The sequence below is a fragment of the Rhodococcus sp. IEGM 1409 genome (assembly GCF_030056735.1).
Lineage (GTDB): Bacteria > Actinomycetota > Actinomycetes > Mycobacteriales > Mycobacteriaceae > Rhodococcus_F.
Map to the genome: position 1 here is coordinate 27,503 of NZ_JASHKN010000006.1, position 14,128 is coordinate 41,630.

At 59.8% G+C, this 14,128-nt stretch carries 15 protein-coding genes; 7 read left to right on the forward strand and 8 right to left on the reverse strand.

From position 1 onward, the window contains the following. Window positions 1-26: 26 nt before the first annotated feature. On the reverse strand, window positions 27-1,805 hold the full coding sequence (locus tag QM716_RS16920) for an ABC transporter ATP-binding protein (protein WP_283305186.1): 1,779 nt from the start codon (window positions 1,803-1,805) through the stop codon (window positions 27-29). A gap of 95 nt (window positions 1,806-1,900) precedes the next feature. Between QM716_RS16920 and QM716_RS16925 the strand changes: the two genes are divergently transcribed. Next, window positions 1,901-2,488, forward strand: coding sequence for a TetR/AcrR family transcriptional regulator (locus QM716_RS16925; RefSeq protein WP_283305187.1), 588 nt, complete (start codon window positions 1,901-1,903; stop codon window positions 2,486-2,488). Here the strand turns inward: QM716_RS16925 and QM716_RS16930 are convergent. Next, the gene (locus QM716_RS16930) at window positions 2,423-2,740 is read right to left on the reverse strand and encodes a helix-turn-helix domain-containing protein (RefSeq protein WP_283305188.1); all 318 of its coding nucleotides are present in this window, start codon (window positions 2,738-2,740) and stop codon (window positions 2,423-2,425) included. The two genes, QM716_RS16925 and QM716_RS16930, sit on opposite strands and share 66 nt — an antisense overlap. Here QM716_RS16930 and QM716_RS16935 point away from each other — a divergent pair. Both QM716_RS16935 and QM716_RS16940 read left to right on the forward strand, forming a co-directional pair. Then, window positions 2,739-2,885, forward strand: a complete 147-nt coding sequence (locus QM716_RS16935) for a hypothetical protein (RefSeq protein ID WP_283305189.1) — start codon at window positions 2,739-2,741, stop codon at window positions 2,883-2,885. The genes QM716_RS16930 and QM716_RS16935 overlap by 2 nt on opposite strands. After that, on the forward strand, window positions 2,882-3,112 hold the full coding sequence (locus tag QM716_RS16940; RefSeq protein WP_283305190.1) for a tyrosine-protein phosphatase: 231 nt from the start codon (window positions 2,882-2,884) through the stop codon (window positions 3,110-3,112). Before QM716_RS16935 ends, QM716_RS16940 begins: the two co-directional genes overlap by 4 nt. Here QM716_RS16940 and QM716_RS16945 read toward each other — a convergent pair. Further along, window positions 3,099-4,028, reverse strand: a complete 930-nt coding sequence (locus QM716_RS16945) for a DMT family transporter (protein WP_502942083.1) — start codon at window positions 4,026-4,028, stop codon at window positions 3,099-3,101. The two genes, QM716_RS16940 and QM716_RS16945, sit on opposite strands and share 14 nt — an antisense overlap. 82 nt (window positions 4,029-4,110) lie before the next feature. Here QM716_RS16945 and QM716_RS16950 point away from each other — a divergent pair, with 82 nt between their 5' ends. Together QM716_RS16950 and QM716_RS16955 are read left to right on the forward strand one after the other, a co-directional pair. After that, window positions 4,111-4,689 (forward strand): TetR/AcrR family transcriptional regulator, encoded by a 579-nt coding sequence (locus tag QM716_RS16950; RefSeq protein ID WP_283305192.1) that lies wholly within the window; start codon window positions 4,111-4,113, stop codon window positions 4,687-4,689. Between the two features lie 286 nt (window positions 4,690-4,975). Then, window positions 4,976-5,563: an HAD-IA family hydrolase gene (locus tag QM716_RS16955; protein WP_283305193.1), complete on the forward strand. Its 588-nt coding sequence runs from the start codon at window positions 4,976-4,978 to the stop codon at window positions 5,561-5,563. An 87-nt stretch (window positions 5,564-5,650) separates the two neighbouring features. Here the strand turns inward: QM716_RS16955 and QM716_RS16960 are convergent, their stop codons facing one another. The 3 genes from QM716_RS16960 to QM716_RS16970 all read right to left on the reverse strand — a co-directional run bounded on the left by QM716_RS16960 (window position 5,651) and on the right by QM716_RS16970 (window position 7,770). After that, window positions 5,651-5,893 carry a hypothetical protein gene (locus QM716_RS16960; protein WP_283305194.1) on the reverse strand — a complete coding sequence of 81 codons (243 nt, stop codon included), beginning with the start codon at window positions 5,891-5,893 and terminating at the stop codon, window positions 5,651-5,653. Between the two features lie 136 nt (window positions 5,894-6,029). Further along, a complete protein-coding gene (locus QM716_RS16965; RefSeq protein WP_283305195.1) occupies window positions 6,030-6,788 on the reverse strand; it encodes a DeoR/GlpR family DNA-binding transcription regulator in 759 nt (252 codons plus the stop codon). A gap of 88 nt (window positions 6,789-6,876) precedes the next feature. Then, on the reverse strand, window positions 6,877-7,770 hold the full coding sequence (locus tag QM716_RS16970) for a LysR family transcriptional regulator (protein ID WP_283305196.1): 894 nt from the start codon (window positions 7,768-7,770) through the stop codon (window positions 6,877-6,879). A gap of 114 nt (window positions 7,771-7,884) precedes the next feature. On the opposite strand from QM716_RS16970, the gene QM716_RS16975 reads away from it, so the two are divergent. Together QM716_RS16975 and QM716_RS16980 are read left to right on the forward strand one after the other, a co-directional pair. Beyond that, window positions 7,885-9,375 (forward strand): CoA-acylating methylmalonate-semialdehyde dehydrogenase, encoded by a 1,491-nt coding sequence (locus QM716_RS16975; RefSeq protein ID WP_283305197.1) that lies wholly within the window; start codon window positions 7,885-7,887, stop codon window positions 9,373-9,375. A 45-nt stretch (window positions 9,376-9,420) separates the two neighbouring features. Further along, entirely contained in the window at window positions 9,421-10,584 is a 1,164-nt protein-coding gene (locus QM716_RS16980; protein ID WP_283305198.1) for an iron-containing alcohol dehydrogenase, read from the forward strand. Between the two features lie 29 nt (window positions 10,585-10,613). On the opposite strand, the gene QM716_RS16985 is transcribed toward QM716_RS16980, so the two are convergent. Then, on the reverse strand, window positions 10,614-11,660 hold the full coding sequence (locus QM716_RS16985; RefSeq protein ID WP_283305481.1) for a LacI family DNA-binding transcriptional regulator: 1,047 nt from the start codon (window positions 11,658-11,660) through the stop codon (window positions 10,614-10,616). A gap of 601 nt (window positions 11,661-12,261) precedes the next feature. Then, entirely contained in the window at window positions 12,262-13,803 is a 1,542-nt protein-coding gene (locus QM716_RS16990; protein WP_283305199.1) for a PucR family transcriptional regulator, read from the reverse strand. Window positions 13,804-14,128: the final 325 nt, after the last annotated feature.

The following is a 14,128-nucleotide window of genomic DNA, read 5'->3' on the forward strand; positions in this document are numbered from 1 at the left end:
ACTCTCGCACACGCCGACGCGTCGGGTCAACAATCCTCCAGCATTGCCTCGCCCTGATCGAGCCGGCCGGCAACCACCATGTCGCGGTACAGATCGTCCTTGTCCATGAGCTCGTCATGGTTGCCGATGTTCCGAATCCGCCCGTCTTCCATCACCACGATCCAGTCTGCGTCGCGCACGGTCGAAAGCCGGTGAGCGATGGTCACCACAGCCCCGGTGCGTGCACGTTCGTTGATCGCGTCGACTATCGCGGCTTCGGTGAGCGTGTCGACCTGGGCAGTGGCTTCGTCGAGCAGAAGTAGCGCGCTCGGCCGCAGAACTGCGCGCGCCATCGCGATCCGCTGACGTTGGCCGCCCGACAGCGAGGTGGCCGTCAGAGCGGTGTCGAGTCCGTTGGGCAGGGCCTCGATCGCGTCGTCGAGCCGGAGCAAGCGCAAAACAGACTGCACTTCTTCGTCCGTTGCGTCGGGGTGACTGAAGACGACGTTCTCCCGAATAGTTCCGGGTACCACCGGTGTCTCCTGCTCCACGTACGCGAGACTCTCGCGTACGGCGCGGTGATCGAGCGCGTCGTAACCAACTCCGTGCAGGAGAACCTCACCCGAGCTCGGTTCGACGAATCGCAGCACCGTCGAGAGCAACGTCGTCTTGCCCGCGCCCGACGGGCCGACGATGGCCATGTGCCCGCGCTCCGGAATGACGAGCGAGACATCACGCAACGCCGGCCGGTTCGAGCCGTGGTAGCTCACGGTGACGTCGCGCAACTCGACGAGTGGCGCGGCAGCGTTCGTGTTCTCGACGACGTTCACGACCTCGTCGTACTGCTCGGTGGGCAACGACTGCATCTCGCGGATCCGAATCGCAGCCGCAATTCCTGACTGAACGGAGGTCACGTTCTGCGCAAGCTCCGACACCGGCCCCATCAGGGTGAAGGCGTAGAGCAGAAACGCGATGAGTGTCGAGACTGCCATTTCGCCGTCGGCGACTCGCCAAGCACCGAAGCCGAGGATGGCAATGATCGAGCCTTGAATGGCGGTCCACGCGACAGTCCACGCGGTTGCCGACACGCGCACCGCCGTGATCGCATGCTTTTTCGCATCGGACGCATTGTTCGTCACCAGAGCGCCGACGCGATCCTCGGCGAGGGAAACCTTGACCGTCCGGATCGCACGCAAGCCACCCTCGAGAACGCCGCCGAGCTGACCGAGCGATTCCTGAGTTCGCGCTTCGGCTGCGGAGATCCGGGGCATCAGAACGGCAAAGAGTACGGAGGCGAACACGATTGCCACCATGGTCACGCCCAACAACGGCAGATCCAGAACGCCCATCAGAACAATCGTCCCGATGGTCAACGCGGCTGCGTTCAAAATATTCACCGCGGCCGACGACGCCGCCTCCCGCAGCAGCAAGGTGTCCGACGTGACCCGGGTGACCAATTCACCGACCGACCGCGATTGCAGCGAAGGTACGGTCGCGGCGAGGAATCGCCTCACCAGCGAAGATCGGGCGTCGAACACAACCTTCTCAGCGGCGGTTCCGAGAACGATCCACTGAGCACAGCCGAGCACCGCACCGACGACCAGAAGAACGACGAGCGTGAGGATCGGCCCTTGCAGCGACGCACCGGTATCGAGCGTGTCGAGAACCCACTTGGTGACCATCGGCGTTGCCAGCGTTGCCGCGGAGCCGCACAGAGCCAAGACCAACCCGAGCAGGAGAGAGGGCAGATGAGGACGAGCGAACTCCGAGAGGACGCGGAGATTGCTCCATTTCGGCGCGGGCTGAGGAGCATCGGATTCAAGCATGAATTTATGGAACACGAATGTTCCATAAAGGGCAAGAGGAATTCCGATACGGAAACACTGGATACCGAAACCGGACCCGGCTACGCTTCGAATTCGTGACAACGATCCACAGCGCACCAGAACAAAGCGCGACCCGCGAGCGCACCCGGAAGGCCATCCTCGATGCTGCCGTTTCGGTGTTCGCATCCAAGCCTGCCGCGACGCTCAGCGAGATCGCTTCGGCCGCGAAGGTCGGCCGCACCACTTTGCACCGCTACTTTCCCGAACGGTCAGACCTGGTCGACGCAGTCGCCGCCGAGGCCACCCGCGCCGTCGGTGAGGCCGCAGCGGCGGCGCGACTCGGTGAGGGCACCGGAGCCGAGGCACTGGTTCGCCTGTGCCACGAGTACTTCGAACTGGCCGACCTTTTGACGGTCCTGTTCTTCACTCCCGGCGTGTATCAAGAAGATTCGTTTGCCGAGTCCGCGTCGAACGACGACGAAGTCACCGACGCCATCGAGCGCGGACACTCCGACGGGTCCATCGACCCCGACATGGGTTCGGACTGGGTGCAGAACCTTCTGTGGTCACTGCTCTACACGTCCATGGACTACGTGAACCGCGGTTCCGGGACGCGACTACAGGCCTTGGACCTGACGGTTCGCAGCCTCCGCCGCGGAATCGCGCCCGATCCCGCGGTCTAGGTTGTCGGCTGCTTGAACAGCGGCGCGCCTTTTGGTCACACCCAATTTGCGGTAGATCGAGCGAATATGTGTCTTCACGGTGCGATAGGCAATGCCGAGATGCGCAGCGATCTCGTCTGCAGTCATCGTGGTGCGCAGAAAGATGAGGATTTCGTTCTCACGTTCCGTCAGGACTCCGGCGAGTGGGGCAGAGAGCTGGCTCGACGCACTCGCCGACAATGCCCAAAATGCTGCGGCCACCGGACTACTCATGACGGACCCGGTCGCGTACGTCGAGACCGTCAGCGGCGGCCGTGGGATCGCACAGATGGAAGAAGCGAACCGCAACTTCGTCAGCCTGCCGGCCGCACTCGACGCCCGACTATCTGGAGACGGAATACCGATCTGGCTCCCATGACGGAACCTATACTCGACTTCGCCGCCAGCAAAGGCGTTGACGCAGAACTGCTACGACCCCTCCGCGGAGTCCGTGACAGCTACTTCGACGCCGCTCTCGACGAAATGCGCACGCACTTCGGCACAGTCGAAGGCTACGCAATCAACGGACTGAAGCTCACCGCAGAACAACTCACCGCGCTTCGCGAGCGGTTCACATCCCGATCGGGCTTCGTCAGCGCGACGTGATCGGAGTTCTGACCGGGCAGGAATCCGTACTCTCGCCCCGCTTCTTCGAGCGATTGTCCACCCTCGTGACCACGACGACAGCAAGGATGCCCACCGCCAAGCCGAGCGCGGTGAACGGAGTGAAGGATTCTCCGAACATCAACGCGCCCCAGACCGCGGTGACGGGGGCGATCAAGAACATCAACGTGTTGACGGACGTGATGCCGATGCGACGGAGCAATAACCAGTACAGCCCGTAACCGCCGAAGGTGGACAGCACGACTAACCAGAGCAATGCAATCCAGAATGCGTTGACGCTTGGCGGTACGGCGACACCTGAGGCCACCGCCAGTGTCGTGAAAACTATTGCACTGGTCGAGCAGTGGATGGCCAGAGCCTGCAGAGGTGGCGTGGACGTGGGAGCGCGTTGCTGGACGAAGGTGGATGCAACCAGGCTCACCATCCCCAGGAACGGAATCGCGTACGCCCACCACGGCGCCGATGTACCAGCTCCGGCGTCGGCTGCCGTGACCATCGCGACGCCGCCCAGTCCGATCGCCAATCCGATCCACTGCATCCGCGGGACTGCGACACCGAGGACCGGACCGAGCAGCGCGGCTGCCACCAGCGGCTGAATACCGTCGATCAACGCAGTTGTCCCGGTGTTCACGCCCAGATCGACTGCCCAGTACACCGACAACAGGTAGCCGCTCTGAGAGAGCATCCCGATCACCACCTGCCTGCCGAGAGCCCGCGGTGTCGGCACCATGTTCCGGCGCCGGGCGGACAGCCAGACAATCGGGACGAGTACCGCCGCGAGCGGAAGGAACCGCCACATCAGCAACGTGGGGATCTCGGCACTGCCGGCCCCGAGTTTGGCTCCGATGAAACCCGAGCTCCAGCACGCGACGAACAGGACCGACAAGGTAGCCGTCACGGCAGATCTCGAGGTGACGATCCGAGGTATACCGATCTGTTTACTCATGGACTCGACTATACAGATCGGTATACTTTTGTCCATGGCAGAAGAATCCGTACCCGAATTGACGCCGAAAGCGCGTCGCATCCTGGAGTCTGCGTCGAAGTTGTTCTACGAAAAGGGTATTCACGCCGTAGGCGTGGATACCCTCGCACTGGACGCCGGGGTCACTAAGAAAACTCTGTACGAGCGGTTCGGATCGAAGGACGGTCTCGTCGTGGAGTACCTGAAGGACCGAGATCGGCGGTGGCGAGCCTTTCGCGACAAGAAGATCGAATCAGCCGGAGAAAGTCGCGCCGAACAGTTGAGTGCGGTATTCGATGCTTCCGCCTCCTGGTCTGGGGCGAGCGGAGGCAAGGGGTGCAGCATGATCAACGCCCACGCCGAGTTCAGTGATCGTTCACATCAGGTGTTCGCTGTCATCGCCGAACAGAAGCGGGAGATGTTGGACCTTTTTCGGCGCATTCTGGCGACGGAAGGGCAAACCGACGAACGTCTCGTCGAGGCAATAATGCTGCTTCACGAAGGTGCCCTCGTCGCAGACGGGATCGGTATCGGCACCGACCCCTTCGACGTCGGCCGGGACGCAGCCCTCGAATTGCTGAAGAACTCCGCGTGATCCCCCTACGCACATTCCGGCAGACCGTTCGACGGAATCTGCACCTGGCATCGCGACGATTCCTCGCAAGCGCTACCGATTGATCTTCAGTCCAAGCGATCAGAATCGAAGTCCATAGGCTCCATATTGATCATTCGCTGTTTTCGTTTGATCACAATAGATGTACGATTGGGTCGCGGCCACACCGGTGCGCCAGCCGCGGCCCGGGACCCCACGGCGTCGCTCTCTGTTCAGGCCCCGGCAACGAACATCGCATTGCTACAAGCAGAACTTGAAGGAGTCTCTAGTGCCCACATATTTGATCGACTACGGCGAGGTCATCTCTCAACCCCAGGATCCACGATCCATCGACGAACTGATCGCCGTCACAGGAATGGATCGAATCGACTTCACTGCCAACTACTGGGCTTTTCGCCCGGCGTATGACGCGGGCCAGTCCGCACACGGATACTGGAAAAATGTTCTAGCGCAATCAGTTCCAATCGATCCGAACACATTGAAAACTCTTGTGGAGATCGATATCGCAGGGTGGATGCACTTCGATCGAGATAGCGTCGCATGGATCGAGAATCAACACCGCCGCGGCTCGAAACTACATCTACTGTCGAACGCGCCAAACGAATTGGCCTCAGCGATTGCAGGTTCCGAGCTAGCCCGATTCTTCGATCAACTCATCTTCAGCGCGAGCCTGAAGATGGTCAAACCCAACCTGGAAATCTTCTCGCAGGCACACACCGCAATAGGCGGCTGCGCGGAAGACATCATCTTCATCGATGATAGAGCTGAAAATATATCTGCTGCAAAGCAATACGGGATGCAAGCTCACCTGTACATCGGAAAATCCACCTTTGCGAACCTTGCCGACCGCAATTAAAGCTCGCCACCGAAGGAGGATCAACTAGGAAGTTGCGCACACCCATAACCGTGCCACAGAAACAGTGATCAACCCGAACGGGAGCCGTCAGCGGCGCTTAGAGCTCGTTGCGGCCGCCAAACGCAAACCAACCAGAAACGCTCGTTCCTCCGTATACACATTCGAGCCTGCGAGATCGAGCACAGCGTCGATATCCGCGCCCTCATCTACGCCGACGAAGTCACCCAACTCACGCAGCAGATTTCGTACGCGCTCGTTGTTGGCACGCCGCAGAGCTACGCGAATGCGGAAAACCAAAAATCGTTCACTGAACCGGTCCACGATCACCACGCCGCCACCTCCGCCAAAGAACATTGGATTTGTTTCACCACAAGATAATTCGACGTCTCTTCGAAGGTCAGGTTAGGCCCGCCGACTCCACGATGCGCCCAGTCAGTCGGCATCCAGCTTCAATACAGTCCGATACTCAGACACAGAGAACCTGGATCCCCTCGTCCCTCAACTCTGCCACCACGTCCTGAGGAGCCCCGACATCTGTGACCAACACGTCGATCCGATCGAGCGCACAAACGACCGCCAGTGCGGTACGAGTGAACTTGCTCGAATCGGCCATGGCGATCACTCGCGTAGACGACGCCAGAGCAGCCCGTTTGACCGCCGCATCCTGCATGTCGTAGGCAGTAACCCCGCTCTTTCGACTCAGTCCGCAGCAGGTCAGCAAGACTGTGTCGAATCTCAGCGTAGCGAGGTTCTGCTCCACCATCGGACCCACCATGGAGGTCTCCCCACTACGGACCGTTCCCCCAGGCAGTAACAATCTCACCGTTGCAGCCTCCAAGAGAACGGGAATCGCGTGCGCCGCCAACGGCATCACGGTGACATTGCGGGACGACAACTCGTGGGCTGCTGCCAGCCCCGTCGTACCACCGTCGAGCAGCACTGCTTCACCATCGGCAATCAAATTGACTGCGGTGGCCGCGATTCGCGCCTTCTCCGCCGCCCCCTCCATCTCACGCAGGACGAACGGAAGCTCGTCACCACGCAACACTGCACTAACCGCACCACCGCGTACCCTTCGGAGCAGCCCGGCAGTTTCCAATTCGGCGAGATCTCGACGGATTGTGACCTCGGAAGTATTCAGATCGCGTGCCAGATCTGCCACCGACACAGACTCGGAGGCCTTCAGAGCTCGCACTATCTCGACCTGTCTACCGTCAATCACCATGAGCGAATGATACATTGATTTTGATCATTCGAACATCAAAGCTGATCATTTACCTTTCGTAGTCAGGCAAACGCAGGGAGCCCGCACATCACCCCGCCTGGAGATCGGGGTTCCTGGCGACAATCTCATGCAAGGCATCGGTTATCGCCCGCACACGGGCCAATCTGATCAGCTCACGCGGGACAACGAGCCAGTACGACCTCCGAATTACGAACTCGTCACGCAGCACCGGCACGAGGTCATCGTCGGTCGCGCCGATGTACGTCGGCAAGGGCGCGATTCCCACACCGTGCTTGACCGCCTCATAGTGACCAGCGATGTTATTAGTCTGGATCTGCGCTCGCCCGGTGGGCAGTATCCGATCGAGAATACGCAGAGGTTCGACATCCAAGAACGCGTCCACATACCAGACGAGCGTGTGATGTCGTAGGTCGTCCACCGACGAGATCGACTCGTGCGTCTCCAGATACCGACGCGAGGCGTAAAGCCGCAAGTTGTAGTCCGCAAGTTTGCTGACGACCACAGATCGGGGAGAGGGACGCTCCAATGTGACGGCGACGTCGAAATCCCGCCCGGTCAACACATCGTGGGTAGTCGAAGTCAGCACTTCGGTGAACAGATCCGGGTGCCGGGCACGGACAGAGCGCAGGCCTGGAACCAATACAAAGGCACCGAAGCCGTCTGGGGTCAGGATCCGGACAGTCCCGTTGAGGCTCGGCGACGCCGAGGCGGTCGTCTCACCGAGCGCAGAAAGAAGCGTCGACTCGATGCTCTCCGCATAGGGAACCAATCGCCTACCCGCCTCGGTCAGCTGCCAACCCGAGACGCCTCGATCGAAAAGTCTTGCACCCATGTCTTTTTCAAGCCTGGAGATCCTCCTGGAGACAGTGGTCTGATCGACCCCCAGCCGCTTCGACGTATCCGAGATACGTCCCGTGCGTGACAGTTCCAGCAAAAAGCGCAGGTTGTCAGAAGTGAACATCGCCATCCCCGTTCTTAGCTGCAATTTTGCATTGAGTACTGCGATCTTACTTGTTGACGACGGCAATTCTGCGGCACAGACTCGAAGCAACCCCAGCCTCAGGAGTGAATAGTCATGACTGTCATCGCACATTGGATCGACAACAAGATCGCCCCCGGTTCGAGCGGAAACTCCGCTCCGGTCACGAACCCTGCGACGGGCGCCGTCACCGGCAGCGTCGCGCTCGCCAGCATGCATGACGCACGCGCCGTTATCGACGCTGCCGCTGCTGCGTTTCCCGATTGGCGCGACAGTTCGCTCGCCAAGCGCACCGCAGTCCTCTTCGCGTTCCGCGAACTGCTCAATGACCGCAAGCACGAACTCGCAGAGATCATCACCGCTGAGCACGGCAAGGTACTCTCCGACGCACTCGGTGAGGTGTCAAGGGGCCAGGAAGTCGTCGAATTCGCTTGTGGCATCGCGCACCTGCTCAAAGGCGGTATGACCGAGAATGCCTCGACGAACGTCGACGTCACCTCGATCCGTCAACCACTCGGCCCCGTCGCGATAATCTCGCCGTTCAATTTCCCTGCGATGGTCCCGATGTGGTTTTTCCCCATCGCGATCGCCACCGGAAACACGGTCGTACTCAAGCCGTCCGAAAAAGTTCCATCTGCTTCGCTGTGGATCGCGGCGCTCTGGGCCGAGGCAGGACTTCCGGCGGGCGTGTTCAACGTCCTGCAAGGCGACAAGACAGCTGTCGACGAACTTCTGACCAACCCTGCGATCAAGGCCGTTTCGTTTGTCGGTTCAACCCCCATAGCCCAGTACGTCTACAGCACCGGCACCAGCCACGGAAAGCGCGTTCAGGCTCTCGGAGGAGCGAAGAACCACGCGATCGTCTTGCCTGACGCAGACCTCGATCTGGCGGCCGACGCCATGGTCAACGCCGGATTCGGCTCGGCCGGCGAGCGCTGCATGGCGATCTCGGCACTGGTCGCCGTCGGCGACATCGCCGATGAACTCGTTGGCAAGATCGCCGAGCGGACCCGCACCCTGAAAACCGGTGACGGCACTAAGAACTCAGACATGGGTCCTCTGGTAACCAAGGCCCACCGCGACAAGGTCGCCTCCTACGTCGACGCCGGTGAGGCCGCCGGCGCGACGCTCGTCGTCGATGGCAGGCAAGTGCAGGCGAACGGTGGCGAGGGCGGATTCTGGCTCGGCCCGACCCTGATCGACCACGTCACCACCGACATGAGCGTCTACACAGACGAAATCTTCGGCCCTGTGCTCTCGGTCGTGCGGGTGAACTCCTACGACGAAGCACTCGACCTGGTGAATTCGAGTGCATTCGGGAATGGCACCGCGATCTTCACCAATGACGGTGGCGCAGCACGTCGCTTCCAGAACGAGATCGAGGTCGGCATGGTCGGGATCAACGTCCCCATTCCCGTCCCCATGGCCTACTACAGCTTCGGCGGTTGGAAGAACAGCCTGTTCGGCGACACGCACGCTCACGGTACCGAAGGTGTCCACTTCTTCACCCGTGGGAAGGTCGTCACTACCCGCTGGCTCGATCCCAGCCACGGCGGTATCAACCTCGGCTTTCCCGAAAACAGCTGAGAAATACTGGCAAAGAGACATATTCACACCATTCGAAGGGCAGTCATGGTCGCCAACATTTCATTTCCCCGGTTCTTGAAACTTGGTCCCGGGTCCGTCGAGAGTCTCGGCGAGGTGCTGACGGATCTGAACATCGAGCGTCCGCTTCTTGTCACCGACGCGTTCATGGTCAGCAACGGTTCAGCCGATCGATTGCTGAAGATCGTTGCAGCAGCAGGAAAGAAGGCCGCTCTCTTCTCCGAGACGGTTCCCGACCCCACTACCGATTCTCTACAGGCTGGTCTCGACGCTCTGACCGCCCACGATGCCGACTCGATCATCGGCTTCGGCGGCGGCAGCCCGATGGACACGGCAAAAGCACTTGCCGTCTTGTTCAAGCAGGGCGGCGCCATGCGCGATTTCAAAGCCCCTCGGGTGTACGCGGGGCCGGCGCTTCCGATCATCGCCATCCCGACGACGGCAGGAAGTGGCTCGGAAGCAACACAATTCACGATCATCACTGATGTTGCCACCGACGAGAAGATGCTATGCCCCGGGCTTGCATTTCTTCCGATCGCCTCGATCGTCGATTCCGACCTCACGATGTCGATGCCGCCGAGACTGACGGCCGACACAGGTGTCGACGCACTTACACACGCGATCGAGGCCTACGTCAGCAAGAAGGCAAACCCCATCTCGGACGGGCTCGCACTGTCTGCGATGAAGACAATCGGGGCCTACCTCTTGCGCGCGTACCGTGACGGCTCAGATCAAGAGGCACGCGAACAGATGATGCATGCTTCCACTCAGGCGGGTATGGCATTCTCCAATGCGAGCGTGTGTTTGGTACACGGGATGAGTCGTCCGATCGGCGCACATTTCCATGTGGCGCATGGACTTTCCAATGCGATGCTGCTTCCGGCGATCACCGCGTTCTCCATACCCGGGGCGCGTGATCGATACGCTGATTGCGCCAGGCAGCTGGGCGCGGCCGATCGCGGCGACTCAGACGAGGCGGCCTCGCACAAGCTGGTCGACTTCATCGATACTTTGTGCGTCGACGTAGAGGTACCCAGTCCGCGCACCTTCGGCATCGACGAGACCCGCTGGGAGGAGCTCATTCCACTGATGGCAGAACAGGCGTTGGCGTCGGGTTCTCCGTCGAACAACCCGGTGGTGCCCAGCGCACAGGAAATCGCCGAACTGTACCGGAAAGTCTATCGATCCTGACCACTTCGGCCCGGTCAGCGTGGTCTCGTTCAGACTGTGCTGACCGGGCCTGTCGAGTTTCGGACGATCAGCTTGGTTTTGAAGATTTTCTGCCTCCGCTTGGCGCCGTCGATATTGTCGAGCAGCATGGAGGCTGCGGCGCGCCCCTTCTCCACCAGCGGTTGACGCACAGTGGTCAGATCCATGAGTTCGGCGATGGGGGCATCGTCGAATCCGACAACCGAAACAACCTCAGGTACTGGGATATTCATGCTACGGAGCACGCTCAAGGCAGCGACGGCAAAGACATCTGACGTCGTGGCTATTGCGGTCGGATTCAGTTTCTCGACCATCGAGCGAACAGCACGGACGCCGCTGTCACGATCGATACCTGAAGCCTCGTAAACCTCGATCGAGATACCGGCATCTCCCCGTGCAGTTGCAGCATCGAAGTACCCGAGGATCCGATCTCGCTGGACCCGCTCGGAAGAGTGTTCGACAACTGCCTTGGAGATCGACCCGTCGGTGCCACCGATGTTCAAACGTTCGCAGACCACACCGATTCTTCGGTGCCCGAGATCCAAGAGATGGGCCATCTGCTTGAATCCCGCAGCGCGATCATCGATTCCGATGAACGGCAAGCCGCAGTCCGCGGGCGAATCGATCGCAACTGCCGGCGTCCCGGAGTGAATCAGGGCCGCAATGATCGGATGGGTAGGAGTCACATTGTGCAGGACTACTCCGTCAACCAAACCTCTGACCGCGGGAGAATTGAATCCTTCTTCCCTACTGGAGACTAACGGCAACAAAGTGAGGGCAACGTCGGCGAGTTCGTTGACTTCGACTACCCCCTTCATCAACAGCATGGTCGACGGGTCTTCCAGGGCGTGCCCCAACGACTCCATCACCATGATGCCTACCGCTCCGACTCGGCCGGAACGGAGGCTACTGCCGACGATGTTCGGCCCGGCATAGGACAGAGACTGAGCGACTGCGTAGATGTGATCACGCTGCGATGCAGAAACTTTCGGAGAGTTACTGAACGCGTATGAGACAGCAGCTTGCGAAACACCTGCTGCCCGCGCCACGTCCTTCATCGTAACCACTGAAGCCGACTCCCCTTGCTCCTGACACATCACCCCGACATGACCCTTGACGGTCTCACGAATTCTATCGTGGTCCTATTTCAACTGAGTGTTGGCTTCGGTTGAACTGTGATCACAGTTGGTGGTGTTCACACAATCGCCCGCACTGGACTGCATGCCTCCAAGTCCGGCGGATCCCGCGGATGAATTCGATTGGGTACGGCGCCTTCGCGTTCCGCCCCAAACAGTTGGTGTCGAGCTGGCCGCAGAGATGACATCGAGCTTGTGCGCCTACCGTTTCGAACACTTGGGGCATTGGCAACGAGGAACCGATATGGCGACACGTGACACAGATGTAACCCGCTTCGTCCACAATGCGATGGCCAGTCATTTTTCGTCCGAATCCTGTCATACCCGCGAGGCTCGCCTTCTCGACACACGCCGAGAACGGCCTCGAGTTCAGTTTCTTTCAGCGTAGGACCTGGTCAAATCATGCGCGATGTGCACCAAGGGCATTTCACTCCGCCATATGTGCACACAGTGAGCATTGCAAAATCTTCAAATATCCTTCGACTTAGGTCGATACGGACAGATGTCGATTGTCGGTTCTCATTCAGCGCCTCTTCGAGAATCTGGACGAGCTGACTGCCGAGCCCTCTAGCAATTCAAGCCCCTTGACCGCCAAAAGAAGGCGCTGACGCGTTTCCGGCTCGTCGAGGGATTTGCCGAGAATCTTCGAGATCCGCTCCAGCCTGTTGTACAAAGTTCTGCGCTGGACGTAAAGCTTGTCCGCCGCTTCAGTCTTACGTCCGTCGACGCTGAGAAATGCACGCAGCGTTGGCAACAGAGCACTCGCCGACTGCGCGTCTTTCGTCAACAACGGACCCAGCTCGTCCTCTACGAAGTTCGCTAGTTCGGGCCCCTGCGCAAGGGTCACCAAGATTCTCTCGACTCCGAGTTCGTCGAAGTAGAGGACGCTGCCGGATGCACGGGCGACCGCCGCCGCGCTGCGCGCTTGAGTGAGCGCGACCGCGACCATGTCGCGTGAAACCGCCCGACTCACACCAACACCGGCGTTGACGACACCGACCAGATCCTCGATGTCAGGAGGGGAACTACTTACTTCTGGTGCCACGGTGACGATGTAATCCCCCATGTCGGCACTGATGGCGTTGGGGCTGGTCTTACGCTTCGGTCGGTTGCCGGTAGAATCATCACGAATGTTCTTGTTGGCAACGAACACTCGCATCAGGCCAGATCCGAGCCGATACCCCAGACGACTGGCCTGCTTCACGAACTCATCGCCGGAAATTTCTCCCAGCATCAGGTGTGTCATCAATGCGGTACTGCGCTGATCGTCACGCGCCTCGCGGCTACGATCGGTGAGAAGCGAGATCGCGATCGCTGCTGCTGCCCGCTCCGCCGCGAATTCAGCAGAGACCTGCACGTTCGGCGACTGGCCCTGGAGCACGTGTATCCACCCCCACGGTTGACCACGCATGACGACGGGCCTTCGGACACAATCAGTTTCATTGTCGTGGGATACTCTGGCGTGACGATTCCACTCGTCGTCGTCGAACTCGACGCCGTCGATCGAAAAGTACACGGTCACTCTGTGGGCGATATTTTCCAGGACCACCGTACTGTCAGTCAGCCCCGCCAGCGTCTCGACGATTGCAAGATGATCTGCGCCATCGAGCAACAGTCCGGAGAACGTTGCTTCTACCTCACGCTCGCGAGTTAGGCTTCGTAGTCGAGTTTCGGTCAGAATCTCGTGCACTTGTGCCGACACCCCGGCAAACGACACTTCGCGAGCCAAGGCGATTACCGGAAGCAGCATTTGCTGGGCTTCCTGCACAACAGCTTCAGGAACTCGATCGAACATGCGACCGGATTCTTCGATCACCAGTGCTGCCGCACCGGCTCGAGAAACCGCCTTCACGTAAGCGCGCTGCTCAGCTTCTGTTTCCCCTATACCGAGGCCCGCCGTCAGCAACAATTCGCCGCCGCTGAGAAATCCTGCGATATCGGGAATCTCGGACGAGTGAACCCATCGGACTTCGCGTTGATCCAGATCCGTTCCGTTGGTGAGTACGTGAGGACCGGCCGCGCGGATCAGTGAGAGTTCCAGAGCGTCCGCAACCGTGAAAGACATGTCAAAGACACTACACAAAACGTGTCGTCCAGCCGAGACATCTTTCCCGCCTTGCGTCTAGCTGTGAATGCAGTCACAGGACAGTATTTCTACAACCCCAGGGCTTCGCCAGGGGTCGTCAAACAGAGTTGAGACACATGGCGCTCCCGCTTCCTACCTGTCCGAAGATTTGTTTCAGCGCCCATATACGCCCGGCCCACCGTCCGAGTCATCGCTACCGGTTCACGAACCGAACGCGAACTGCAGGGCACCGATCCGAATCTCGACACGCACAACGCCGTGCGCCCGGACGAGCTGATTCCGCTCTTTCGACCGAACACCGACA

Bases quoted from the DNA above. Each gene is read 5' to 3' on its own strand.
- QM716_RS16920 (WP_283305186.1), bottom strand. From the start codon at position 1,805: ATGCTTGAATCCGATGCTCCTCAGCCCGCGCCGAAATGGAGCAATCTC.
- QM716_RS16935 (WP_283305189.1), top strand. From the start codon at position 2,739: ATGACGGACCCGGTCGCGTACGTCGAGACCGTCAGCGGCGGCCGTGGG.
- QM716_RS16930 (WP_283305188.1), bottom strand. From the start codon at position 2,740: ATGAGTAGTCCGGTGGCCGCAGCATTTTGGGCATTGTCGGCGAGTGCG.
- QM716_RS16940 (WP_283305190.1), top strand. From the start codon at position 2,882: ATGACGGAACCTATACTCGACTTCGCCGCCAGCAAAGGCGTTGACGCA.
- QM716_RS16950 (WP_283305192.1), top strand. From the start codon at position 4,111: ATGGCAGAAGAATCCGTACCCGAATTGACGCCGAAAGCGCGTCGCATC.
- QM716_RS16965 (WP_283305195.1), bottom strand. From the start codon at position 6,788: ATGGTGATTGACGGTAGACAGGTCGAGATAGTGCGAGCTCTGAAGGCC.
- QM716_RS16970 (WP_283305196.1), bottom strand. From the start codon at position 7,770: ATGTTCACTTCTGACAACCTGCGCTTTTTGCTGGAACTGTCACGCACG.
- QM716_RS16975 (WP_283305197.1), top strand. From the start codon at position 7,885: ATGACTGTCATCGCACATTGGATCGACAACAAGATCGCCCCCGGTTCG.
- QM716_RS16980 (WP_283305198.1), top strand. From the start codon at position 9,421: ATGGTCGCCAACATTTCATTTCCCCGGTTCTTGAAACTTGGTCCCGGG.
- QM716_RS16985 (WP_283305481.1), bottom strand. From the start codon at position 11,660: ATGAAGGACGTGGCGCGGGCAGCAGGTGTTTCGCAAGCTGCTGTCTCA.
- QM716_RS16990 (WP_283305199.1), bottom strand. From the start codon at position 13,803: ATGTCTTTCACGGTTGCGGACGCTCTGGAACTCTCACTGATCCGCGCG.